Source organism: Streptomyces sp. 4N509B, from assembly GCF_052245655.1.
In the GTDB taxonomy this organism is placed as follows: Bacteria; Actinomycetota; Actinomycetes; order Streptomycetales; family Streptomycetaceae; genus Streptomyces.
Genome location: NZ_JBQQBZ010000021.1, coordinates 1 through 22,327, shown reverse-complemented (window position 1 = coordinate 22,327; position 22,327 = coordinate 1). Strand labels below are relative to the sequence as shown.

At 75.2% G+C, this 22,327-nt stretch carries 19 protein-coding genes; 12 read left to right on the top strand and 7 right to left on the bottom strand.

The window, feature by feature from the left end:
* Nucleotides 1-178 precede the first annotated feature (178 nt).
* Entirely contained in the window at nt 179-1,639 is a 1,461-nt protein-coding gene (locus ACTWP5_RS19415) for a cysteine desulfurase/sulfurtransferase TusA family protein (protein ID WP_443222285.1), read from the top strand.
* 26 nt (nt 1,640-1,665) lie between these two features.
* Here the strand turns inward: ACTWP5_RS19415 and ACTWP5_RS19410 are convergent, their stop codons facing one another.
* Nucleotides 1,666-2,640 carry a carbohydrate kinase family protein gene (locus ACTWP5_RS19410; RefSeq protein WP_443222284.1) on the bottom strand — a complete coding sequence of 325 codons (975 nt, stop codon included), beginning with the start codon at nt 2,638-2,640 and terminating at the stop codon, nt 1,666-1,668.
* A 133-nt stretch (nt 2,641-2,773) separates the two neighbouring features.
* Between ACTWP5_RS19410 and ACTWP5_RS19405 the strand changes: the two genes are divergently transcribed.
* Nucleotides 2,774-4,423, top strand: coding sequence for a hypothetical protein (locus ACTWP5_RS19405; protein WP_443222283.1), 1,650 nt, complete (start codon nt 2,774-2,776; stop codon nt 4,421-4,423).
* 145 nt (nt 4,424-4,568) lie between these two features.
* Here the strand turns inward: ACTWP5_RS19405 and ACTWP5_RS19400 are convergent, their stop codons facing one another.
* Nucleotides 4,569-4,922 carry a HesB/IscA family protein gene (locus ACTWP5_RS19400; RefSeq protein WP_443222282.1) on the bottom strand — a complete coding sequence of 118 codons (354 nt, stop codon included), beginning with the start codon at nt 4,920-4,922 and terminating at the stop codon, nt 4,569-4,571.
* A gap of 251 nt (nt 4,923-5,173) precedes the next feature.
* On the opposite strand from ACTWP5_RS19400, the gene nadA reads away from it, so the two are divergent.
* Nucleotides 5,174-6,364: a quinolinate synthase NadA gene (gene nadA / locus ACTWP5_RS19395; RefSeq protein ID WP_443222281.1), complete on the top strand. Its 1,191-nt coding sequence runs from the start codon at nt 5,174-5,176 to the stop codon at nt 6,362-6,364.
* A 74-nt stretch (nt 6,365-6,438) separates the two neighbouring features.
* Entirely contained in the window at nt 6,439-7,293 is an 855-nt protein-coding gene (locus ACTWP5_RS19390) for a GNAT family N-acetyltransferase (protein WP_443222280.1), read from the top strand.
* Nucleotides 7,294-7,337: 44 nt separating this feature from the next.
* Here the strand turns inward: ACTWP5_RS19390 and ACTWP5_RS19385 are convergent, their stop codons facing one another.
* The 4 genes from ACTWP5_RS19385 to ACTWP5_RS19370 all read right to left on the bottom strand — a co-directional run bounded on the left by ACTWP5_RS19385 (nt 7,338) and on the right by ACTWP5_RS19370 (nt 10,791).
* On the bottom strand, nt 7,338-8,018 hold the full coding sequence (locus ACTWP5_RS19385; RefSeq protein ID WP_443222279.1) for a response regulator: 681 nt from the start codon (nt 8,016-8,018) through the stop codon (nt 7,338-7,340).
* A complete protein-coding gene (locus ACTWP5_RS19380; RefSeq protein WP_443222278.1) occupies nt 8,015-9,505 on the bottom strand; it encodes a sensor histidine kinase in 1,491 nt (496 codons plus the stop codon). Before ACTWP5_RS19380 ends, ACTWP5_RS19385 begins: the two co-directional genes overlap by 4 nt.
* Before the next feature lie 11 nt (nt 9,506-9,516).
* Nucleotides 9,517-9,846 carry a PspA-associated protein PspAA gene (gene pspAA, locus ACTWP5_RS19375; protein WP_443222277.1) on the bottom strand — a complete coding sequence of 110 codons (330 nt, stop codon included), beginning with the start codon at nt 9,844-9,846 and terminating at the stop codon, nt 9,517-9,519.
* A gap of 135 nt (nt 9,847-9,981) precedes the next feature.
* Nucleotides 9,982-10,791 carry a PspA/IM30 family protein gene (locus tag ACTWP5_RS19370; RefSeq protein ID WP_443222276.1) on the bottom strand — a complete coding sequence of 270 codons (810 nt, stop codon included), beginning with the start codon at nt 10,789-10,791 and terminating at the stop codon, nt 9,982-9,984.
* Between the two features lie 285 nt (nt 10,792-11,076).
* Here ACTWP5_RS19370 and ACTWP5_RS19365 point away from each other — a divergent pair, with 285 nt between their 5' ends.
* Together ACTWP5_RS19365 and ACTWP5_RS19360 are read left to right on the top strand one after the other, a co-directional pair.
* Nucleotides 11,077-11,673: a DUF3043 domain-containing protein gene (locus ACTWP5_RS19365; protein ID WP_443222275.1), complete on the top strand. Its 597-nt coding sequence runs from the start codon at nt 11,077-11,079 to the stop codon at nt 11,671-11,673.
* A 268-nt stretch (nt 11,674-11,941) separates the two neighbouring features.
* A complete protein-coding gene (locus tag ACTWP5_RS19360) occupies nt 11,942-13,006 on the top strand; it encodes a S1C family serine protease (RefSeq protein ID WP_443222274.1) in 1,065 nt (354 codons plus the stop codon).
* Nucleotides 13,007-13,072: 66 nt separating this feature from the next.
* On the opposite strand, the gene ACTWP5_RS19355 is transcribed toward ACTWP5_RS19360, so the two are convergent.
* Complete coding sequence (locus ACTWP5_RS19355) at nt 13,073-13,282, bottom strand: hypothetical protein (RefSeq protein WP_443222273.1); 210 nt, start codon at nt 13,280-13,282, stop codon at nt 13,073-13,075.
* 247 nt (nt 13,283-13,529) lie between these two features.
* Between ACTWP5_RS19355 and ACTWP5_RS19350 the strand changes: the two genes are divergently transcribed.
* From ACTWP5_RS19350 to sucB, 6 genes are all read left to right on the top strand, one after another.
* Nucleotides 13,530-14,858 carry a bifunctional adenosylcobinamide kinase/adenosylcobinamide-phosphate guanylyltransferase gene (locus ACTWP5_RS19350; RefSeq protein WP_443222272.1) on the top strand — a complete coding sequence of 443 codons (1,329 nt, stop codon included), beginning with the start codon at nt 13,530-13,532 and terminating at the stop codon, nt 14,856-14,858.
* Nucleotides 14,855-16,015, top strand: a complete 1,161-nt coding sequence (locus ACTWP5_RS19345; protein WP_443222271.1) for a nicotinate-nucleotide--dimethylbenzimidazole phosphoribosyltransferase — start codon at nt 14,855-14,857, stop codon at nt 16,013-16,015. The genes ACTWP5_RS19350 and ACTWP5_RS19345 overlap by 4 nt, the downstream gene beginning before the upstream one ends.
* Nucleotides 16,016-16,037: 22 nt before the next feature.
* Complete coding sequence (locus tag ACTWP5_RS19340; RefSeq protein ID WP_443222270.1) at nt 16,038-16,970, top strand: adenosylcobinamide-GDP ribazoletransferase; 933 nt, start codon at nt 16,038-16,040, stop codon at nt 16,968-16,970.
* Between the two features lie 229 nt (nt 16,971-17,199).
* On the top strand, nt 17,200-18,744 hold the full coding sequence (locus tag ACTWP5_RS19335) for a leucyl aminopeptidase (protein WP_443222269.1): 1,545 nt from the start codon (nt 17,200-17,202) through the stop codon (nt 18,742-18,744).
* 308 nt (nt 18,745-19,052) lie between these two features.
* A complete protein-coding gene (lpdA, locus tag ACTWP5_RS19330) occupies nt 19,053-20,441 on the top strand; it encodes a dihydrolipoyl dehydrogenase (protein ID WP_443222268.1) in 1,389 nt (462 codons plus the stop codon).
* A 49-nt stretch (nt 20,442-20,490) separates the two neighbouring features.
* Nucleotides 20,491-22,248 (top strand): 2-oxoglutarate dehydrogenase, E2 component, dihydrolipoamide succinyltransferase, encoded by a 1,758-nt coding sequence (gene sucB / locus ACTWP5_RS19325; protein WP_443222267.1) that lies wholly within the window; start codon nt 20,491-20,493, stop codon nt 22,246-22,248.
* Nucleotides 22,249-22,327 lie beyond the last annotated feature (79 nt).

Sequence of the window (22,327 nt, the reverse complement as noted above, 5' to 3'; positions counted from 1 at the left end):
CCCGTGGTGGCCGCGGTCCCGCACCCGCGGGGACGGCCCTGGCACGAGCAGGGGTGTCGTTGAATGATGCGGACCAAACCCTACTCGACCCCCCTTGCCGCCACGCGGGGAGGGTGCCCAACGTGCCGCCACACGGTGGCGCCGTCAACGGGACGGCACAGCGTCTAGCGTGGGTCACGTGCCCTCCTTCGACGCCGCGTCCTCTCTTCCGCTTCACCCGGTCGCCCGACAGGCCCTCCTCGCCGCGTACGAGGACGGCTGGGCCGACCCCGCCCGCCCGCACCGCGACGGGCGGCGCGCCCGGCTGCTGCTCGACGCCGCCCGCGAGACCGCGGCCGAGGCGGTCGGCTGCCGCCCCGACGAGCTGACGTTCACGACCTCGGGCACCCGCGCGCTGCACACCGGCATCGCGGGGGCGTTGGCCGGCCGCGCCCGCGTGGGGCGGCACCTGCTGGTCTCCGCGGTGGAGCACTCGGCCGTGCTGCACGCGGCCGACGCCCACCGCGCGGCGGGCGGCACGGCCGGCGAGATCGGCGTGGACCGGGGCGGCCGGGTCGCGCCGGAGGCGGTGGCGGCCGCGCTGCGCGAGGCGCCGGGTCCGGTGGCTCTGGTCTGCGTGCAGTCGGCCAACCACGAGGTGGGGACCCTTCAGCCGATCGCCGAGATCGCACGGGAGTGCCGGGAGGCGGGCGTGCCGCTGCTGGTGGACGCCGCCCAGTCGCTGGCCTGGGGGGCGGTTCCCGACGGCTGGTCGCTGCTGACCGGCAGCGCCCACAAGTGGGGCGGGCCGGCCGGGGTCGGCCTGCTGGTGGTCCGCAAGGGGACGCGGTTCGCCGCTCCCCCGCCCGCCGACGAACGGGAGTTCGGGCGGGCACCGGGCTTCGAGAACATTCCGGCGTTCGTGGCCGCCGCCGCCTCGCTGCGCGCCGTGCGGCAGGAGCTCGCGGCGGCGGGGGACGGCGGCGGGGAGGCGGCGCGGCTGTCGGCGCTGGTGACGCGGGTGCGCCGGGAGGTGCCGGCACGGGTGCCCGACGTGGAGGTCGTGGGCGACGCGCGGCACCGGCTGCCGCACGTCGTCACCTTCTCCTGCCTGTACGCGGACGGCGAGGCCCTGCTGTTCGCGCTGGACCGGGAGGGGTTCGCCGTCTCCTCGGGGTCCTCCTGCACCTCCAGCACCCTGACTCCCAGTCACGTGCTCAGGGCCATGGGGGTGCTGTCCTCGGGGAACGTCCGCGTGTCGCTGCCGCCGGGGACGGCCGAGGAGGACGTGGAGCGCTTCCTCGACGTGCTGCCCGGCGTGGTGGCCGCGGTCCGCGCGCAGCTGGACCCGCCGACGGGCGGCGGCGGGGGGTCGGCCGCGCGCGCGGGGGCGGCCGACGCCGACGCGGCCGACACGCGCGGCGGGGAGGCCGGCGAGGAACTGGTCGTGGACGCGCTCGGCAGGCGCTGCCCGGTCCCGGTGATCGAGCTGGCGAAGGCGATCGGCCGGGTGCCGCCGGGCGCGGTGGTGACCGTGCTGGCCGACGACGAGGCGGCGCGGCTGGACGTTCCCGCCTGGTGCACGATGCGCGGTCAGGAGTACCTGGGCGCGTCGGAGCGGGAACGGGGCACCGCGTACCGGGTGCGCCGCCTCGCGTAGCCGTCGGCGGCGGACGTCAACGACGGTCAGAGGAGGTGCGCGCGCACCTCGTCCGCCGCGTCCGTGCCGTACGCCTTGGTGAAGCGGTCCATGAACGAGCCGCGCCGCAGCGTGTACTCCTGCGTGCCGACGGTCTCGATGACGAGCGTCGCCAGCATGCAGCCCACCTGGGCGGCGCGCTCCAGCGAGGCGCCCCAGGCCAGGCCGGCGAGGAAGCCGGCGCGGAAGGCGTCGCCGACGCCGGTCGGGTCGGCCTTGCTGTCCTCCTGCGGGCAGGCGACCTCCACGGTCGGCCGCCCCGCCCGCTCGATCCGCACGCCACGCGGGCCGAGCGTCGTCACCCGGGTGCCGACCCGCTGGAGCAGTTCCTCGGCGGACCAGCCGGTCTTCGACTCGACCAGGGCCTTCTCGTACTCGTTGTGGAAGAGGTAGGCGGCGCCGTCGGTCAGGTAGCGGATCTCCTCGCCGTCCATGCGGGCGAGCTGCTGGGAGAAGTCGGCGGCGAAGGGAATCTCCCGGGTGCGGCACTCCTCGGTGTGCCGCATCATCGCCTCGGGGTCGTCGGCACCGATGTGCACCAGGTCGAGACCGCCGACGCGGTCGGCGACGTGCTTGAGCTCGATGAGTCGTGCCTCGCTCATGGCGCCCGTGTAGAAGGAGCCGATCTGGTTGTGGTCCGCGTCGGTCGTGCAGACGAAGCGCGCGGTGTGCAGGACCTCGGAGATGCGCACCGACGCGGTGTCCACGCCGTGCCGGTCCAGCCAGTCGCGGTACTCCTCGAAGTCCGCCCCCGCCGCGCCGACCAGGATCGGCGAGGCGCCCAGCTGCCCCATGCCGTAGCAGATGTTGGCGCCCACGCCGCCGCGCCGCACCTCCAGGCCGTCCACGAGGAAGGAGAGCGAGATGGTGTGGAGCTGGTCGCCGACGAGCTGGTCGGCGAAGCGTCCGGGGAAGGTCATGAGGTGGTCGTGAGCGATGGAACCTGAGACGGCGATGCGCACGGAGGTCTGCTCCCTTGGCAAGAGTCTGGGGGCTCATCAGGCTATCCAACGGGAACCCGTGGCGGGTGGGCTCCGTCGAAGGACCGTGGGCCGACGATGTTCCCACGGGAAGCGAGGCTGAAGGAGCGTGACTGTGGCCGACGAGAAGACCGACAGCACGGAGGACGGGCGGCCGTCCCGCCGGCGGTGGCAGGTGGTCGCGGTCGTCGCGGCGGTCGCCGTCATCACGGGCGGGATCTACGGGGCGGGGGCGTTGGAGGGGGACGGCTCCGGCGACGCGTCCGACGTCGCCGACGACGGGTCGGGGGGTGACGCGGCGCCGCTCGTGCTGGACGACCGGCCGCTGGCGCAGGGCGCGGACCGGGCGGAGGGCCTGGTCCTGGAGTCGGGGCTCGCGGCGCCGCTGCGCCCGGCGGGCGAGCTGCCCGACGGGGGTGGCAGCGCCGTCGACTACGGCTTCGAGGGGGGCGCGGCGCGGGAGGACGTCGCCGAGCTGGCCGCGCTGCTCGGGCTCCACAGCTCCGTCTCCCAGGCCGACGGCTGGTGGACGGTCGGCGAGGGCCCCGACGGGCCGGTGCTCTCGGTCCAGCGGGAGGCGCCGGGTTACTGGGCCTACACCGACCCGGCGACCGCCGGGGAGGTGAGCGCGCTCCCCGCCCTGCCGGCCGATCCCGGAGACACGAGCGTGGACTCCGGCTCCGGCTCCAGCTCCGGCTCCGGCTCCGGCTCCGCGTTGTCCGAGTCGGAGGGCGAGGTCGCTCCGCCCCCCTCGCGGGAGGAGGCGCTCGAGGCGGCCGAGCCCCTGCTGGCGGAGCTGGGCCTGAGCGACGCGCTGGTGGACGCCTCCCGGTCCAGCGGGTCGCAGCGGAGCGTGCTGGCCCTGCCGCGGGTCGACGGGCTGCTGGTGCACGGCCTCCAGACGGAGGTGGTCGTCGGCCACGACGGCGAGGTGACGGCGGCCTGGGGGGCGCGTCAGCCGGAGGTCGCCCCCGGCGCCGAGCGCGAGATCGTCGACGCCGGGCAGGCCCTCACGGACCACAACGACCGCGTCGAGAGCGCGGAGATGCTGCGGCTGCCGCAGTGCCAGACGGGCAGGGGCGCCGCGTCGGGCGCGGAGACCGTGCCGGGCGCGGACGCCGAGCCGGAGATGCCGTGCGCCGAGGTGGCGAAGCCGGAGCCGGTGCGGGTGACGGCCGAGCTGGGGCTGGCGCTGCACCACTCCGACGGCGAGCCGTTGCTGGTGCCGTCCTGGCTGTTCCTGGCCGCGGACGGGGAGGACGGGACGCCGGTCGCCAGCCACCCGGCGGTGCCCTTCGAGTACCGGCCGGGATCGGACGCCGGCTCGGCGTCCGGGGCCGGGTCGGGGCCCGCGTCCGGGGCCGGGTCCGGCGCGGCGTCTGGCTCCGGCTCGGGCGGTGGCGACGACGGCCACGGTGACGACGGCCGGCAGGACGACGGCGGTGGCGTGGTGGGCGCGGAGCCGGCGGAGCCGGAGGCGGGGGCGGGCTCCGACGTCAGCGAGACCGGCCTCGCGGTCGAGTCCTACGAGGCGAGCGGTCGCACCCTGACGGTCACCTTCTGGGGCGGCGTCTGCGGCGACCACGTGGCGACGGCGGAGGAGTCGGACGAGCGGGTCGTCGTCCGCGTCGAGGCGACCTCCCCCGACCCCGACACCCAGTGCATCGCCCTCGCCGAGCAGATGACGACGGAGGTGGAGCTCGCGGAGCCGGTCGGGGACCGGAGCGTGGTCGACGGGCGGGGCGAGCCGATCACGGTGCGCTGACGCTCACGGCGCGCCGACGAGCGGAGCGCTCCGACGAGCGCACGACGGGCCGCCCGCCGACCCTCACGAAGGGTGGCGGGCGGCCCGTCGGTCCGTCCTGGCGCCGCGCCCCGGCGGGCGGGCCGGAGTCCCCGGCGCCGGGACCTCAGCTGAAGGAGTCGCCGCAGGCGCAGGAGTTGCTGGCGTTGGGGTTGTCGATCGTGAAGCCCTGCTTCTCGATGGTGTCCACGAAGTCGATGTTGGCGCCGCCGAGGTACGGAGCGCTCATCCGGTCGGTGACCACCTTGACTCCGTCGAAGTCCTTCACGACGTCGCCGTCGAGCGAGCGCTCGTCGAAGAAGAGCTGGTACCGCAGGCCGGAGCAGCCACCGGGCTGGACGGCCACCCGGAGCGACAGGTCGTCGCGCCCCTCCTGCTCGAGCAGGCTCTTGATCTTCGACACGGCCGCGTCGGAAAGGATGATGCCGTCGCTCACAGCGGTCTGTTCCGATACGGACATCTGCTACTCCCGGGTTGTACGGATGAACTCTGCCGAGTGCTGCAACGGACAGCCTCCCCGGTTCATTCCGGTTCGGGCCCATCCCGTCATCGTATTCATGCTCGCACACCCGCCGGACGCGTCACAGTGACGCAGTCCTCATCACCCATCATCGTCAAACTGACACGAAGGGGGTTATGATCCATTACGTCAGTTCGACGAAAAGTCGCGGACGGCGCCGCCGCCAGCACAACCAGAAAGGGTGTGTGCAGATGACCACCGCCCGGTCCCTCGACGTGGAGCCCACTCCCCTCGCCCTCCTCCTGCTCGGCCGTGGCTCCGACCCGGCCAGCGAGCGCGGCGTGGACTGCCCCGGTGACCTGCCCGCCCCCTCCGACCCCGACCTGGTGGCCCGCGCGGCCGCCGCCAGGGCCCGCCTCGGCGAGCGCGTCTTCGTGCTCGGCCACCACTACCAGCGCGACGAGGTCATACAGTTCGCCGACGTCACCGGCGACTCCTTCAAGCTCGCCCGCGACGCCGCCGCCCGCCCCGACGCCGAGTACATCGTCTTCTGCGGCGTCCACTTCATGGCCGAGTCCGCCGACATCCTCACCTCCGACGCGCAGCGGGTGATCCTGCCCGACCTGGCCGCCGGCTGTTCGATGGCCGACATGGCCAGCGCCGAGCAGGTCGCCGAGGCGTGGGACGTGCTGACCGAGGCGGGCGTCGCCGACGTCACCGTGCCCGTCACCTACATGAACTCCTCCGCCGACATCAAGGCGTTCACCGGCCGGCACGGCGGCACCGTCTGCACCTCCTCCAACGCCCGCCGCGCCCTGGAGTGGGCCCTGGCGCAGGGCGACGGCGAGCGGAGCAAGGTGCTGTTCCTGCCCGACCAGCACCTCGGGCGGAACACCGCCGTGCTGGAGATGGGCATGTCGCTGGACGACTGCGTCGTGTACAACCCCCACCGGCCGAACGGCGGGCTCACCGAGCGACAGCTGCGCGAGGCCCGGATCATCCTGTGGCGCGGCCACTGCTCGGTCCACGGCCGCTTCTCCCTGGACTCCGTCACCGAGGTGCGCGAGCGCATCCCCGGCGTCAACGTGCTGGTCCACCCCGAGTGCCGCCACGAGGTGGTCGCCGCCGCCGACCACGTCGGCTCCACGGAGAGGATCATCGCCACGCTCGACGCCGCGCCCGCCGGCAGCACCTGGGCCGTGGGCACCGAGCTGAACCTCGTGCGGCGGCTGGCCAACCGGTACGCGAGCCAGGGCAAGGAGATCGTCTTCCTCGACCGCACCGTCTGCTTCTGCTCCACCATGAACCGCATCGACCTCCCGCACCTGGTCTGGGCGCTGGAGTCGCTGGCCGAGGGCCGGGTGATCAACCAGATCCAGGTGGACGCCGAGACCGAGCACTACGCCCGGCTCGCCCTGGAGCAGATGCTCGCCCTCCCCTGAGCCGTCCGCCCCGGCCTCCCCGGGGCCGCACGGACCCCTGTCGTCGGCCGGGCCCGCCGGGCGACGATGGAGCCATGATGCTGCGCCGGCTCCGTGACACCCGGGCGGACGCCCAGGCCACGCAGGACGTGGCCGCCGCCGCGTGGGGCGAGGGTGAGTGGGACGCGCCGCGGACCGTGAGGTTCCTGCGGCGGGTCCGCCACCTCGCCGAGACCGATCCCCACGGCTGCTGGCTCGCCGAGGACGACGACTCCGGCCGGCCGCTCGGCGTCGCGCTCGCCAGCCGGCGCGAGGGCCTGCTGGGCCTGTCGCTGCTCGCGGTGACGCCCGAGGCGCAGGGCAAGGGCGTCGGCACGGAGCTGATGCGGCGCGTCATGGCGTACGGGCGCGGCACGCTGCGCGGCATGGTCTGCGCCACCCGCCATCCCGCGGCCGCCCGCCTGTACCGGGCGGCCGGCTTCAGCCTCCACCCGTCGATGCGCATGACGGGCCCGGTCGACGCCTCCGGCCTCGGCCTGCCCGACGGCCCCGCCGTCGAGGGCGGGCCGTCGCAGCGGTCCCTGATGGACTCGGTGGACCGGCGGCTGCGGGGCGGCGCGCACGGCCCGGACCACGAGGAGCTGCTGCGGCACTGCCGCGTGGTGGTCGCCGACGACCTCGCGGGCAGCGGGTACGCGTACGTCGACGAGCGGGGCCGCGTGGAGCTGCTGGCCGCCACCTCCCGGCGGATCGCCGCGCGGCTGCTGACCTCCGTCCTGTTGAGCCTTTCCCCGGGGGTGACCGCGACCCTGCGGCACCTGACGGCGGAGCAGGAGTGGGCGCTGGACGTGGGCTTCGCCGCGGGCCTCGCGCTGGAGCCGGACGGCTACGTCTGCGTGCGCGGCATGCGCCCGCCCAGCCCGTACCTGCCCTCCCCCGCCTTCCTCTGAGGCGGCCCGCCGAGGCGTCCTTCCCCGGGCCGCCGCCGGGCGGGCTACGCGCCGCCGCCGCGCGGGCGGACCAGTCCCGTCTCGTAGGCGATGACCACCAGCTGGGCGCGGTCGCGGGCGGCGAGCTTCGCGAGCAGCCGGTTGACGTGGGTCTTCACGGTCAGGGGGCTGACAGCCAGGCGCTGCGCGATCTCGTCGTTCGACAGCCCGCCGGCCACCTCGACGAGCACCTCGCGCTCCCGCGCGGTCAGCACCGCCAGGGCGGCCGCGCCGGACGGCTGCGGCTCCGCGCCGGCGCCGTGGGCGAGGAAGCGGGCGATCAGGCCACGCGTCGCGGCCGGGGACAGCAGGGCCTCGCCGGCCGCCACCAGCCGGACGGCGCTCAGCAGCTCGCCCGGCTCCGCGCCCTTGCCGAGGAATCCCGAGGCCCCGGCGCGCAGCGCCTCCACCACGTAGTCGTCGGTCTCGAAGGTGGTCAGGATCAGCACGCGGACGTCGGCGAGGGCCGGGTCGGCGCTGATGGCGCGGGTGGCGGCCAGGCCGTCGGTGCCGGGCATCCGGATGTCCATCAGCACGACGTCGGCGCCCTGTTCGCGGACGACGCGCAGCGCCTCCTCGCCGTCGGACGCCTCGCCCGTGACGCTCATGTCGGGCTCGGAGTCCACCAGCACCCGGAACGCGCTGCGCAGCAGGGCCTGGTCGTCGGCGAGAACCACGCGTATCACGCGCGACGGCCCTCCACCGCGGTGCCGCGGCAGCCGACTCCCGCGCGGGCGCCGCCCCTGACCGCGCCGGCCACGCCCACGGCGGCGGGCTGCTCCTGCCGCGGCGGCCGCAGGGGCAGCCTGACGCGGACCCGGAACCCTCCGCCGTCGAGCGGACCGGCCTCGCAGCTGCCGCTCAGAGCGGCGGCGCGCTCGCGCATGCCGACCAGTCCGTGGCCGGACCCACCGGCCGCCGGGTCGGCGGCCGCGCCCGTGCCGGCGTCCGGGCCGGAGCCGATGCGGGTGCCGTTGGCGAGGGCGGCGGTGCCGTTGGCCCCCGCGCCGCCCGCGGTGCCCGCGGTGCCCGCGCCGCCCGTGCCACCCGCGACGCCGTGGGGGTGCCCCGCGCGGCGGCCGTCGCCGTTGTCCAGGACGGTGATGTCCAGGGCCTCCGCGCCCTCGTCGCCGGAGCAGACGATGCGGACCAGGGCCGACGCGTCGTGCCCGGCGTGCTTGTGCACGTTGGTCAGCGCCTCCTGGACGACGCGGTACGCCGCCAGGTCGACCGCCGAGGGCAGCGGGCGGTCGTCGACCCGCTCGTCCACCGTGACCGACATGCCGGTCCTCACGAATCCGTCGACGAGGTCGCCCAACACCGCGAGCCCGCGCGCCGGCTCGGTGGGAGCGACCGGCTCGTCCTGCTGCCGCAGCAGCCCGACCGTGGTCTGTAGCTCGCCGAGCGCCCGGCGGCTGGCCTGCCGGATGTGGGCCAGCGCCTCCTTGGCCTGGTCCGGCCGGCTGTCCATGACGTGCGAGGCGACGCCTGCCTGGACGTTGACCAGCGCGATGTGGTGGGCGACGACGTCGTGCAGCTCGCGCGCGATGCGCATCCGCTCCTCGGTGACCCGGCGGCGGGCCTCCTCCTCCCGGGTGCGCTCGGCCCGCTCCGCCCGCTCGCGGATCGCGTCGACCATGGCGCGGCGGCTACGGACCGCCTCGCCGGCCACCGCGGCGAGCGCGAGCCAGGCGAAGGCGCCCACCGTCTCCTGCGAGTACCAGGGCTGCTGGCCCAGCAGCAGCACGGCGGGGGCGACCACGGCGATGCTGCAGAGGCCGACGCGCCAGGTGGTGGGGCGGTCGGTGCGGCTGGCGACGGTGAAGAGCGCCACCACCACGGGCATCAGGATCGAGGCGTGGCGCTCGGCGAGCTGGTGGCTCTCGGCGCCCAGGGTGAGCTCGACGACGCTCACCGCCAGCGTCGTGCCCAGGACCTGGGTGGGGATGCGGCGGCGCAGCACCAGCGCGGCGCAGGCCAGCGCCCCCAGCAGCACGCTGTGGGCGGGCAGGTCCCGCTCCCACAGGCCGGTGCCGTCCATGGGGTCCTTGGAGATGGTGCCCGCGGCGCAGAGGTAGGCGGCGTACGCGCTGACGGCGATCAGCGCGTCCAGGGCCAGCGGGTGCGTCCGCAGCCACTGGCGGAGGCGGGCGGCGTGCTCGACGAGGGTCACGGCGGCGGGGCTCAGTCGCTCGTGGACCGGCCGCCGCCCCCGGCCTCGCCGGACGCGTCGGGCAGGCCGGGGATCAGGCCGTTCTCGGTCAGCATCGCGCGGACCTCCTCGATGGAGGCGTCGGGGGACGGCAGGATCAGCTCAGAGGGTTCGAGGGCTTCGTCGGGCAGCGGCGTGCCCACGGAGCTGACGGCCTCCAGCAGGGCCTGGAGGGTGCGGCGGAAGCCGGTCTCGTCGCCGGACTCCAGCTCCGCCATCAGCTCGTCGTCGAGCCTGTCGAGCAGGGGGAAGTGGCTGTCGTCCAGCCTCACCTGCCCCTCGCCCAGGATTCGTACGATCACGCCGGCCTCCCACACGCAACGCCGCTCACTGTCCGCGACCGACCCGCTCCGGCCGGCGCCAGTGTCTGTCTACCACCGCGCGCCCGCCGCCACGCGCCGCCACTCGTGGGCGGCCACGGCGGGCGTCGGATGGCGTCACTGCTTGTCGAACCGGGGGGACTCCTGGCGCTGGCCCTCCTCCTGGCCCGTGCCGGAGGCCGTGCCGGTGCCGCCCTCGATCGCCTGGCGGCTGCCGGAGCCGCCGCCGGTCAGCTCGGCCTTCATCCGCTCCAGCTCCAGCTCCACGTCGGCGTTCCCCGAGATCCGGTCCAGCTCGGCCGTCAGGTCGTCCTTGGAGGTGCCGGTCGGGTCGTCGAGGGCGCCGGAGGCCAGCAGCTCGTCGATGGCGCCGGACCTGGCCTGGAGCTGTGCCGTCTTGTCCTCGGCGCGCTGGATGGCGAGGCCGACGTCGCCCATCTCCTCGGAGATGCCGGAGAACGCCTCGCCGATGCGGGTCTGGGCCTGGGCCGCGGTGTACGTGGCCTTGATGGTCTCCTTCTTCGTGCGGAAGGCGTCCACCTTGGCCTGAAGTCGCTGCGAGGCGAGGGTGAGCTTGTTCTCCTCCGTCTGGAGCGTCTCGTGCTGCTGCTGGAGGTCGCTGATCTGCTGCTGGAGGGCCGCACGCCGGGTGAGCGCCTCGCGGGCCAGGTCCTCGCGGCCGAGCGCCAGCGCCTTCCTGCCCTGGTCCTCCAGCTTGGAGGACTGGTTGTTGAGCTGGTTCATCTGAAGCTCGAGGCGCTTACGGGAGGTCGCCACGTCGGCCACGCCGCGCCGCACCTTCTGCAGCAGCTCCAGCTGCTTCTGGTACGAGTAGTCCAGCGTCTCGCGCGGGTCCTCGGCCCGGTCCAGGGCCTTGTTGGCCTTCGCGCGGAAGATCATCCCCATCCGCTTCATGATGCCGCTCATGGGCCTCGCGCGCCCCCTTCATGGACGGACTCGGACTTCCAGGGCCGTGTTCCCTGCGTTCCCTGCTGTTTCCCCTAGCCTACGGGGCCTCTATCTATTAGGGCACTGCTCGCGGCCGAATGCGCTCCTCCTGCAGGACGATCGCGGCCCTGAGACGTCCAGCCTGGGGTGGAGGCCGGAGGTGTCGCACACCGTCACGGTCCGTCGCCGGACGTGGCGCGCCGTTGCACGATCGTTTTCGCCCCGCGCGGGGCGGACGGTGTCCGAGCCCGTAGGCTGGAAGACGTGTTCCGTAGCCGTTCCAAAGAAGACCAGGCCCCCGCCGCGACGCAGGTCGAGCCGGAGGTCAGCGAGCGTGACCCCCAGGCGCCGAAGGGCCGCCCCACGCCGAAGCGCAAGGAGTCGGAGGCGCTGCGGCGTGCCGTGGCCAAGCCGCCGGCCAACCGCAAGGAGGCCGCGAAGCGGGCCAGGGAGACCCGGCGTGTCGCGCTGGCCAAGCAGCGGGAGGCGCTGCTGTCCGGGGACGAGCGTCACCTGCCCGTCCGGGACCGGGGAGAGGTGCGCCGCTTCACGCGCGACTTCGTGGACGGCAAGTGGCACATGGCGGAGTTCTTCCTGCCGGTGGCCGTCGCCATCCTGGTGCTGAGCATGCTGCCGTCGCTCGCGGCACGGAACCTCGCGCTGCTGCTGTGGCTCTTCGTCATCGTGATGATCGTCTTCGACTCGGTGCTCACGGCGCGCCGGCTGAAGAAGACGCTGCGGGCCCGTTTCCCCGGCGAGAGCCTGAAGGGTGCCACGGCCTACGCCCTGATGCGCACCCTCCAGATGCGCCGGATGCGGCTACCGCGCCCGCAGATCAAGCGGGGCGAGCCGCCCCGCTGACCCCCCGACCGTCACGGAGGCCGGCCGTACGCGTTCAGCCGCGTGCGGCCGGCCTTCGTGTGCCGCCGGTCCCCTCCGGCCTCGTGCCGTCCGCTCCGGGCCCGTCCGTCCCGTAGGGGTGTCCCCGACGGCCCCGCCCCTGCCGGACGCGCGCCGCCGGGCGGCTGACGCGCGCGACGGCGCTGCTCGCCCGGCGCGTCGCGGTCTCACCCGTTACAGTGCCGTGCCGGTGCGTGCCACAGGCGGGGACAGACGGGACAATTCCGGCATGACTCCCCGCACCGCCCGTGCCACCCTGCTCGCCGTGGCCTGTGCGGCCGCCTCGCTGGCCGGGTGCACCGGCCAGGCCGCCCCCGGTTCCGCCGTGCTCTCCCGGCAGGCGTCGGCGGCGCCCGAGCCGACGGTCTCCGGCGAGCTCCAGGACGCCTACCAGCGCGTGGTGGCGGACGTGCTGCCGTCGGTCGTGGAGATCGCGGCCGGCGACGCCCTGGGCTCCGGGGTGATCTACGACGAGGAGGGCCACGTCGTCACCAACGCCCACGTCGTCGGCGAGGCCGACGAGTTCGAGGTCACGCTCGCCACCGGGAAGAAGCCGCTCCCGGCCACGCTCGTCGACGCCTACCCCGAGCAGGACCTCGCGGTGATCCGCCTGACCGAGCTCCCGGGGCAGCTGCGTCCCGCCACGTTCGGCGACTCCGGGGCCGTGGAGGTGGGGCAGATCGTGCTCGCCATGGGCAATCCGCTGGGCCTGTCCTCCAGCGTGACGCAGGGCATCGTCTCGGCGGTGGGTCGCTCCGTCAGCGAGGGGGAGGGCGAGGCGACCCTCGGCAACATGGTGCAGACCTCGGCCGACATCAACCCCGGCAACAGCGGCGGCGCGCTGGTCAACCTCTCCAGCCAGATCATCGGCATCCCGACCCTCGCCGCGCGCAACCCCCAGATGGGCGGCGGGCAGGCCCCCGGTATCGGCTTCGCCATCCCGGCCTCCACCGTGACCTTCATCGCCGACCAGATGATCGACCGAGGCCGGGTGACCGACTCCGGGCGCGCCCAGCTCGGCGTCACGGTGCGCACCGTGCTCGGCGACGGCTTCGAGCCGGTCGGCGCCGCCATCGCCGAGGTCACCGACGGCGGGCCCGCCGCGCGGGCGGGGATGCTGCCCGGGGACGTGATCACGGCGGTGGGCGGCGAGCCGGTCACCGACGTCGTCTCGCTGGCCGAGACACTCGCCGGGATGCGGCCCGGTCAGCGGACGGAGGTCACCTACCTGCGCGACGACGCGGGCGACACCGTCCGCGTCACGCTCGGCGAGGCGTCGGCGTCCGGGTCGTGAGGGCCGCGCGCCGGTCCGCCGCCGGGGCCGGCCGGCCCGCGTCGCCGGTCGTTCGCCGTCGCCGGGCTACTCCTGGGCCGCGTGCAGGCTCATGGGGCCGTACACCTTGACGCCGTCCTCCAGCAGGCTGACCTGGTCCACGCCCTCGCTCAGCAACTCCTGCCAGCTCTCCCCGATCCATGACTCCGCGTCGCCCTGGGTGCCGAAGTCGCCAGGGGCCAGGGACGGCTCGGTCGTCGAGCCGTCCGCCTTCTCGAACTGCCACTCCCAGGCCATGTCCGCCTCCCACCTGCCGCTGGACCAGTGTCCGCAGCCTAGATCACCGAGGGCCGCTTTCGCCCGTGGTCGACGCCGCCTCCTCTCGCGCGTTGCTCGCGCGTTGCTCGGGCCGGCCTCCGCTCCGCCGAGCGCGTTTCCGTCGTTCCCCCGCGTTCCCCGCATTCCGCCTCCTCCCTCGCGGTCCGCGTGGGCCCGGCCCGTCCCGCGTTGTCCGTCCGCCGGGGCGGCGGGAGAGGATCGGGCCGTGGACGTCACCCTGCTCGGCACCGGCGGTCGCCTCGGGCTGCCCCGGCCCGGTTGCCCCTGCGCGGCGTGTGCCCGCGCGCTCGGACCCGACGCCCGCACCCCGACGGCGGTGCTGGTGGACGGCGCGCTGCTGCTCGACCCCACGCCGGGCACGACGCTGTCGGCCGCCCGGGCCGGCCGCTCGGTGCGCGGGGTGCGCCTGGTTCTGACGAGCCGTCCGCACGACGGCCCGGCTCCGCACGACGGCCCGCCCGCGGCGCCGCCGGAGCCGCTGCCCACGCCCACCCGGGTGCCCGAGGGCCGGGAGCTCACGTCGCCGACGGGACACCGGGTGCGCGCCGTCGCGGTGGACCGCCCCGGCACGGGCCACGCGGTGACCGGCCCCCGCGGCGAACGGCTGCTCCACCTGCCGCCCGGCGCCGCCCCCGCGTCCGTCCCCGGGCCGGCGGCCCGGCCGTTCGACGCCGTGCTGATGGACGTGGTCGGGCGGCCGGACGCGCTGGCCGCGCTGCGGGCCACGGGCGCGGTCGCCCCCACCACCGAGGTCCTGGCCGTCCACCTCGACCACGACGCGCCACCGGGCGCGGAGCTCCACCGCCGCCTGGCGGCGGCCGGCGCGCGGGCGGAGCCGGACGGGGCCACGGTGGCCGTCGGCGGCCACCGGGCGGCGCCGGGACCGCCGCGCCGCACCCTGCTGCTGGGCGGCGCCCGTTCGGGCAAGTCGGAGGAGGCGGAGCGGCGCCTGGCCACCTTCCCCGACGTCGTCTACGTTGCCACCGCCGGGCCGGGACCCGGAGCGGGCACGGGGGCGGGCGCGGACCCCGAGTGGGAGGAGCGGATCGCCGCCCACCGCGCGCGCCGGCCGGCCGGCTGGTTGACGACGGAGACCCGCGAGCTGGTGCCGCTGCTGGCGCGGGACGACGGCCCGCCGCTGCTGGTCGACTGCCTGACCCTGTGGCTGACCCACGCCATGGACGCCGCCGGCTGCTTCGAGGGCGACCACGGGGCGCCGGACGCGTCGGCACGGCTGCGGGAGCGGACCGGGGCCCTGGTCGCGGCGGTCCGCGCGACGCGCAGGACCGTGGTGATCGTCAGCAACGAGGTGGGCTCGGGCGTCGTGCCCGCCACCCCCGCGGGCCGCCGGTTCCGCGACGAGCTGGGCCGGCTGAACGCCGAGGTGGCGGCGGAGTGCGAGCAGGTCCTGCTGTTCGTCGCCGGCGCCGCCGTCCCGCTGCGGGGCCGACCGAGGCGGGACGGCGGCCCCCGAGGCGGCGGACGTGACTGCAGGGGGCGGGATCGGGGGCGGGCGGTACGCTCATGCCCATGAGCGACGGCGCCCTGAATCTCAACGACTTCGGCGACCTCATCGAGCGCCCGAGCAGCCTGGTCCGGCGGCAGGCCACGGAGCGGCGCAAGCGCGTCGCCGTGCCGCCGCGCGCGCTCGGCCGGTTCGACGAGCTCGGCTCGTGGCTGTCCACCGCGCAGGCGCGGGTGCCCGTGACGCCGATCAGGCAGCCCCGCGCGGTGCTGTTCGCCGGCGACCACGGCGTCGCGGCGCTCGGCGTCTCCGCCCGCCCCGCCGGCGGCGCCGTCGAGCTGGTGCGCGCGACGCTGGAGGGCGTCAGCCCGACCGCCGTCCTCGCCCGCCACGCCGGGATCCCGCTGCGCGTCGTGGACCTCTCCCTGGCCTGTCCGCGGGAGGAGCTTCCCGAGGAGGTCACCCGGCACCGGGTGCGCGACGGTTCGGGCCGGCTCGACGTCGAGGACACCCTCACCCCCGAGGAGACGGAGCGGGCGTTCCGCGCCGGCATGGCCGTCGCCGACGAGGAGGCCGACTCCGGCAGCGACCTGCTGGTGCTGGGCGACGTCTCCGTCGGTGGCACCACGGCGGCCGGCGTGCTGATCGCCGCCCTGTGCGGCACCGACGCCTCCGTGGTCACCGGCCGCGGCGGCGAGCGCGTCGACGACCTGACGTGGATGCGCAAGTGCGCCGCCATCCGGGACGGGCTGCGCCGGGCCCGCCCCCACCTCGGCGACCAGCTGCGGCTCCTGGGCGCGGTGGGCGGCGCCGACCTCACGGCGATGACCGGCTTCCTCCTCCAGTGCGCGGTGCGCCGCACCCCTGTCATCCTCGACGGCGTCGTCTCGGCCGCCTGCGCGTTGGTGGCGCAGCGCGTCGCGTTCCGCTCTCCCGACTGGTGGCTGGCCGGGCAGGCCAGCGGCGAGCCGGGACAGGCCAAGGCGTTGGACCGGATGTCGCTGGAACCGCTGCTGGACCACGGCGTCACCGCCGGGGAGGGGACGGGCGCGCTGCTCGCGCTGCCGCTGGTCCTCGCCGCCGCGGCGCTCGCCGCCGAGCTGCCGGCGCGCCCGGAGGAGTCCGAGGACGCGCAGCAGGCGCAGGAGCCGTCAGGGGCCGGCCAGGCCGACCCCGTTGAGTCGCTGTCCGACGAGGAGACCCCGGCCATCGCCGAGGCCACCTGAGGTCGAGTCACGAGGACCGCCGATGACGACGCCACCGCCGCCGGAGACACCGGAGACGCCGGACGCCACGCCCCCGCCCGGGCAGGCGTCCGCGGCTCCCCCGCCGTCGCCGCCACCACCGCCGGGGCCGCCCCCGCCCCGGCAGCCGCCGGCCACCTCGCCGGGCCCCGGGATGGTGGAGGGTCTGCGTTTCGCCTTCGGCTTCCTCACCGTGCTGCCGGTCGGCCGGGTCCGCTGGGACCGGGCGACCGCCCGGCTGGGCATGCTGTGCGCGCCGCTGGTCGGCCTCGTCCTCGGCCTCACGGCCGCCGGCCTGTCCTGGCTGCTGCTGGAGCTGGAGGCCGGCTGGCTGCTGACGGCCGTCGTCACGGTCGCCACCTGGGCCGCGCTCAGCCGCGGCCTGCACCTCGACGGCCTGGCCGACACGGCCGACGGCCTGGGCAGCGGTCGGCCCGCCGCCGAGGCCCTGGCCGTCATGAGGCGACCCGACATCGGGCCGTTCGGCGTGGCCACCCTCGTCCTGGTGCTGCTGACCCAGGTCGCCGCGGTGTACGAGCTCCACCACCACGGTCAGGGCCCCGCCCTGGCGGCGGTGGTGATCGCCTGTCTGACCGGGCGTACCGCCCTGAGCTGGGCCTGCCGCGACGGCATGCCGCCGGCCAGGACCGAGGGTCTCGGCAGGACGGTCGCGCGCGGCCTGACGGTCGGCCAGGTGCTGGCCCTGGCGGGCGGTGCCTGCCTCACCGCGTTCGTCCTGGGCGCGATCTCCGGCTCGCCGCCGGTGGCCGGCGCCGCGGTGGCGGGCGCGTGCGCGGTGGTCCTCGGACTCGGCGCGGCCGAGGCGTTGCTGCGTCACTGTCGCCGCCGGTTCGGCGGGATCACCGGTGACGTGCTGGGCGCGGCGGCCGAGACGGCGACCACCGTGGCGCTGCTCGTCCTCGCCGTGACCGCCTGACCCCGCCTCAGCCCGTAGGCCCCTCACTCCCATCCGACCCATCCGTCCCACCAGCCCCATCCCGTTCGACCACCCGACCGCCCCCACCCGCCGAGGCGTGACCTCGTGACCAGCCCCACCGGGGCTTTCAGCCAAGGCGTAGGCTTCTGACACCCCACATGGGCACTGAGAGCGACGTCCTCCGTGCTCTGCGCCCTGCGGACATCCTTCGAAAGGATCAAGGATCACCGTGACTTCCCTGACCCTCAGTACCTCCACCGCCGCTCAGGTCGACGCGGACGCCGTGGTCGTCGGCGTCGTCAAGGACGGGTCGGGACCGGCCCTGGCCTCCGGCGTGCCCGCCGCCACCGAGGTGGACGCGGCCTTCGGCGGCCGTCTCGCCGCGGCGCTCGCCACCGTCGGCGCCAAGGGCGGCGAGGACGAGATCACCAAGCTGCCCGTGCCCGAGGTCCCGGACGGGCCGCGTGCCCCGCTCGTCGTGGCGGTGGGCCTCGGAGCCGCGCCGGAGGCCGGCGACGGCTTCGACCCGGAGACGCTGCGGCGGGCGGCCGGCGCGGCGGCCCGGGCGCTGTCCGGAACCGAGCACGCCGTGTTCGCCCTGCCGGTCGACGACGAGGGCGGGCTGGCCGCGGTCGCCGAGGGCGCGCTGCTCGGCGCGTACGCGTTCACTGCCTTCCGCGGCGCGCGGGAGGCGGACGCGGCGCCGGACAGCGGCGCCCCCCTGGCACGGATCACGCTGCTCGACGCGGCGGCCGAGGAGGGCGGGCGGCAGGCCGCCGCCCGACGGGCCGGCGTGCTGGCCGACGAGGTGGCCCGCGCCCGCGATCTGGTCAACACCCCGCCGAACTCCCTCGCCCCCGCGGACTTCGCCGCCGCCGTGCAGACGGCCGCCGAGGAGCACGGCCTGAAGGCCGAGGTGCTCGACGAGCAGGCGCTGGCGGACGGCGGATACGGCGGCATCCTCGGCGTCGGCCGCGGCTCGGCCACCCCGCCCCGTCTGGTGCGTGTCTCCCACACCCACGAGGCGGCCACCGCGACGCTGGCCCTGGTCGGCAAGGGCATCACCTACGACTCCGGCGGCATCTCGCTGAAGCCGGTGGGCGCCAACGAGACGATGAAGTGCGACATGAGCGGCGCCGCCGCCGTCTTCGCCACCGTCGTCGCCGCCGCGCGGCTGGACCTGCCGGTCAACGTCACCGGCTGGCTGGCCCTGGCCGAGAACATGCCCTCCGGCTCGGCGACCCGCCCCGGTGACGTGCTGCGCATGTACAGCGGGAAGACGGTCGAGGTGCGCAACACCGACGCCGAGGGTCGGCTGGTGCTCGCCGACGCCCTGACCCGCGCCATGGAGGAGTCCCCCGACGCGCTGGTCGACGTCGCGACGCTGACCGGCGCGATGACGATCGCGCTGGGCGACCGCACCTTCGGCGTGCTCGGCGACGACGAGGACTTCCGCGACCTGGTGCACGAGACCGCGCGCCGGGCGGGCGAGCAGTCCTGGCCCATGCCGATGCCGCGGGAGCTGCTGGAGGGCATGAAGTCCCCCGTGGCGGACATCGCCAACGTGGGCGGCAGGCGGGGCGGCGGCCTGACCGCCGCGCTGTTCCTCAAGGAGTTCGTGCCCGCCGGCACCCGCTGGGCGCACCTGGACATCGCGGGCCCGGCGTTCCACGAGGGCTCCCCGTACGGCTACACGCCGAAGGGCGGCACCGGCTCCGCCGTACGGACGCTGCTGCTGCTGGCGGAGCGGGCCGCCGCGGGAGAGCTGGCCTAGGGATCGTCGTCCGGCTCCTCGCGGCCCCGCGGAGATCCCGACGCCCCAGGCCCCGGCAGGACCGTCGCGGGGCCGGCCCCTCGACCCGGGGCCGGCCTCGGGTCGGCCTCGGGTTCTCCTCGGCCCGCTCCCCCGGTTCGCCCCCGGATCGGGCCCGGATCAGGCCCGGAACAGGCCCGCGTCCTGGGGCGATCCCCGACGGACGCCGTCGCCGGGGTTCGGCCCCGGCTCTCGAACCGGGTCGGCAGGTGCGAAGATGTCTTCCAGGCAGGACAGGGCCCACAACCCCATCCTTGGAGGAACGTGACGTGGCGAACGACGCCAGCACCGTTTTCGACCTGGTGATTCTCGGCGGCGGCAGCGGTGGCTACGCCGCGGCCCTGCGCGCCTCGCAGCTGGGCCTGGACGTGGCCTTGGTCGAGAAGAACAAGCTGGGCGGCACCTGTCTGCACAACGGCTGCATCCCCACCAAGGCCCTGCTGCACGCGGGCGAGATCGCCGACGCGGCCCGTGAGGGGTCGGAGTTCGGTGTGCGGAGCACCTTCGACGGCATCGACATGTCGGGCGTGCACAAGTACAAGGACGGCGTGATCTCCGGCCTCTACAAGGGCCTGACGGGCCTGGTCGCCTCCCGGGGGATCACCTACGTGGAGGGCGAGGGGCGGCTGTCCTCCCCCACCTCCGTCGACGTGGCCGGCCAGCGGTACACCGGCCGCCACGTCGTCCTGGCGACCGGCTCCGTGCCCCGCTCGCTGCCGGGCCTGACCATCGACGGCGACCGGATCATCTCCTCCGACCACGCCCTGACCCTCGACCGGGTGCCGAAGTCGGCGATCGTGCTGGGGGGCGGCGTCATCGGCGTCGAGTTCGCCTCGGCATGGCGTTCCTTCGGTGCCGAGGTGACCATCGTCGAGGGCCTGCCGCACCTCGTCCCCGCCGAGGACGAGGACAGCTCCCGGCTGCTGGAGCGTGCCTTCCGCAGGCGCGGCATAGCCTTCTCGCTCGGCTCGTTCCTCAGGACCGCCGAGTACACCGACGACGGCGTCCGGGTGACGTTGGAGAACGGCAAGACCTTCGAGGCGGAGCTGCTGCTCGTCGCCATCGGCCGGGGTCCGGTCTCCGAGGGCCTGGGGTACGAGGAGGCCGGCGTCGCGACGGAGCGCGGCTTCGTGGTGGTCGACGAGTACTGCCGGACCAACGTGCCGACGGTCTCGGCCGTCGGGGACCTCATCCCGACCCTCCAGCTCGCGCACGTCGGGTTCGCCGAGGGCATCCTGGTGGCGGAGCGGCTGGCGGGTCTGAACCCGGCGCCCATCGACTACGACGGCGTGCCCCGCGTCACGTACTGCCACCCGGAGGTCGCCTCCGTGGGTGTCACGGAGGCGCGGGCGAAGGAGCTGTACGGGGCCGACCAGGTGGTCACCCTCCGGTACAACCTCGGCGGCAACGGCAAGAGCAAGATCCTGAAGACCACCGGCGAGATCAAGCTGGTGAGGATCCGCGACGGCGCGGTCGTCGGCGTCCACATGGTCGGGGACCGGCTCGGTGAGCAGGTCGGCGAGGCCCAGTTGATCTACAACTGGGAGGCGCTGCCCTCGGAGGTGGCCCAGCTCATCCACGCCCACCCGACGCAGAACGAGGCGCTGGGTGAGGCCCATCTCGCCCTCGCCGGCAAGCCGCTGCACTCCCACGACTGACGACACCTGGCCGCGTTACCACCATTTTTCGTAAGGAGCACCAGAAACCATGGCGGTTTCCGTAACCCTTCCGGCGCTCGGCGAGAGCGTGACCGAGGGCACCGTCACCCGTTGGCTCAAGGCCGAGGGGGAGGTCGTGGAGGCCGACGAGCCACTGCTCGAGGTCTCCACCGACAAGGTCGACACCGAGATCCCCGCCCCGGCGTCCGGTGTGCTGACCGCGATCAGGGTCGCCGAGGACGAGACGGTCGAGGTCGGCGCGGAGCTGGCGGTCATCGAGGAGGGCGGCCAGGCGGCGGCCGCCCCGGCGGCGCCCGCCGCACAGCCCGCGCCCGCACCCGAGCCGGAGCCCGCCGCGCAGCCCGCGCCCGAGCCGGCTCCTCAGCCGGCCGCCGCCGCGCCGGCGCCCGCTCCGGCTCCCGAGCCCGCCGCCGCACCGTCGGGTGGCGCGAGCGGCACCGACGTCGTGCTGCCGGCGCTCGGCGAGTCCGTCACCGAGGGCACCGTCACGCGGTGGCTGAAGGCCGTCGGCGAGGAGGTCGAGGCGGACGAACCGCTGCTGGAGGTCTCCACCGACAAGGTCGACACCGAGATCCCCGCCCCGGTGGCGGGCACCCTGCTGGAGATCACGGTCGGCGAGGACGAGACAGCCGAGGTGGGCGGCAAGCTCGGCGTGATCGGTGCCGCGGGCGCCGCTCCCGCCCCCGCGCCCGCACCGGCCCCGGCCGCCGAGGCACCCGCTCCCGCGCCGGCTCCGGCCCCCGCACCGGCTCCGGCCGCCGCGGCGGCACCCGCTCCGACGCCAGCTCCGGCCCCGGCCCCGGCCCCGGCGCCCGCACCGGCTCCGGCCGCCGCCGCTCCGGCTCCGGCTCCGGCCACGGACGGTGCCTACGTCACGCCGCTCGTGCGTCGCCTGGCCGGTGAGCACGGCGTGGACCTGTCCACCGTCCGCGGCTCCGGCGTCGGCGGTCGCATCCGCAAGCAGGACGTGCTGGCGGCGGCCGAGGCCGCCAAGGCCACCGCGGCGGCGCCCGCCGCGGCGCCCGCGCCCGCCGCCGCGGCACCGGCCGCCGCCCAGCCCTCGCCGCTGCGTGGCCAGACCGTGAAGATGAGCCGCATCCGCCGGCTCACCGGCGAGGCCATGATGAAGGCGCTGCACAGCCAGGCGCAGCTGTCCACGGTCGTGGAGGTCGACCTCACCCGCGTCATGCGGCTGCGGGCGCGCGCGAAGGAGGCGTTCCTCGCGCGCGAGGGCGTGAAGCTCTCCCCGATGCCGTTCATCGTCAAGGCCGCCGCCGAGGCGCTGAAGGTCCACCCGTCCATCAACGCCAAGATCAACGACGACGGCACCGTCACCTACCACGACGTCGAGAACATCGGCATCGCGGTGGACTCCGAGAAGGGCCTGCTCGTCCCGGTCATCAAGGGTGCGGGCGACCTGAGCCTGGCGGGCATCGCGAAGAAGACCGCGGAGCTCGCGGGCAAGGTCCGCGGCGGCGGCCTGACCCCGGACGACATGTCGGGCGGCACGTTCACGATCAGCAACACGGGCTCGCGCGGCGCGCTGTTCGACACGATCATCGTGAACTACCCGCAGGTCGCCGAGCTCGGCATCGGTGCCACGGTGCGCCGTCCCGTCGTGGTCAACCACCCGGAGCTGGGTGAGACGATCGCCATCCGGGACATGCTGTACCTCACCCTCTCCTACGACCACCAGCTGGTCGACGGCGCCGACGCCGCCCGGTACCTCACGGAGATCAAGACCCGTCTGGAGGCGGGCGAGTTCGAGGGCGAGCTCGGCCTGTAACCAGCCCGACCGCGGACCGCAGCGACCCGCGCCCCGCCCGGCCGCCGCGCCGGGAGGGGAGAGGCAATGTGCCATGGTC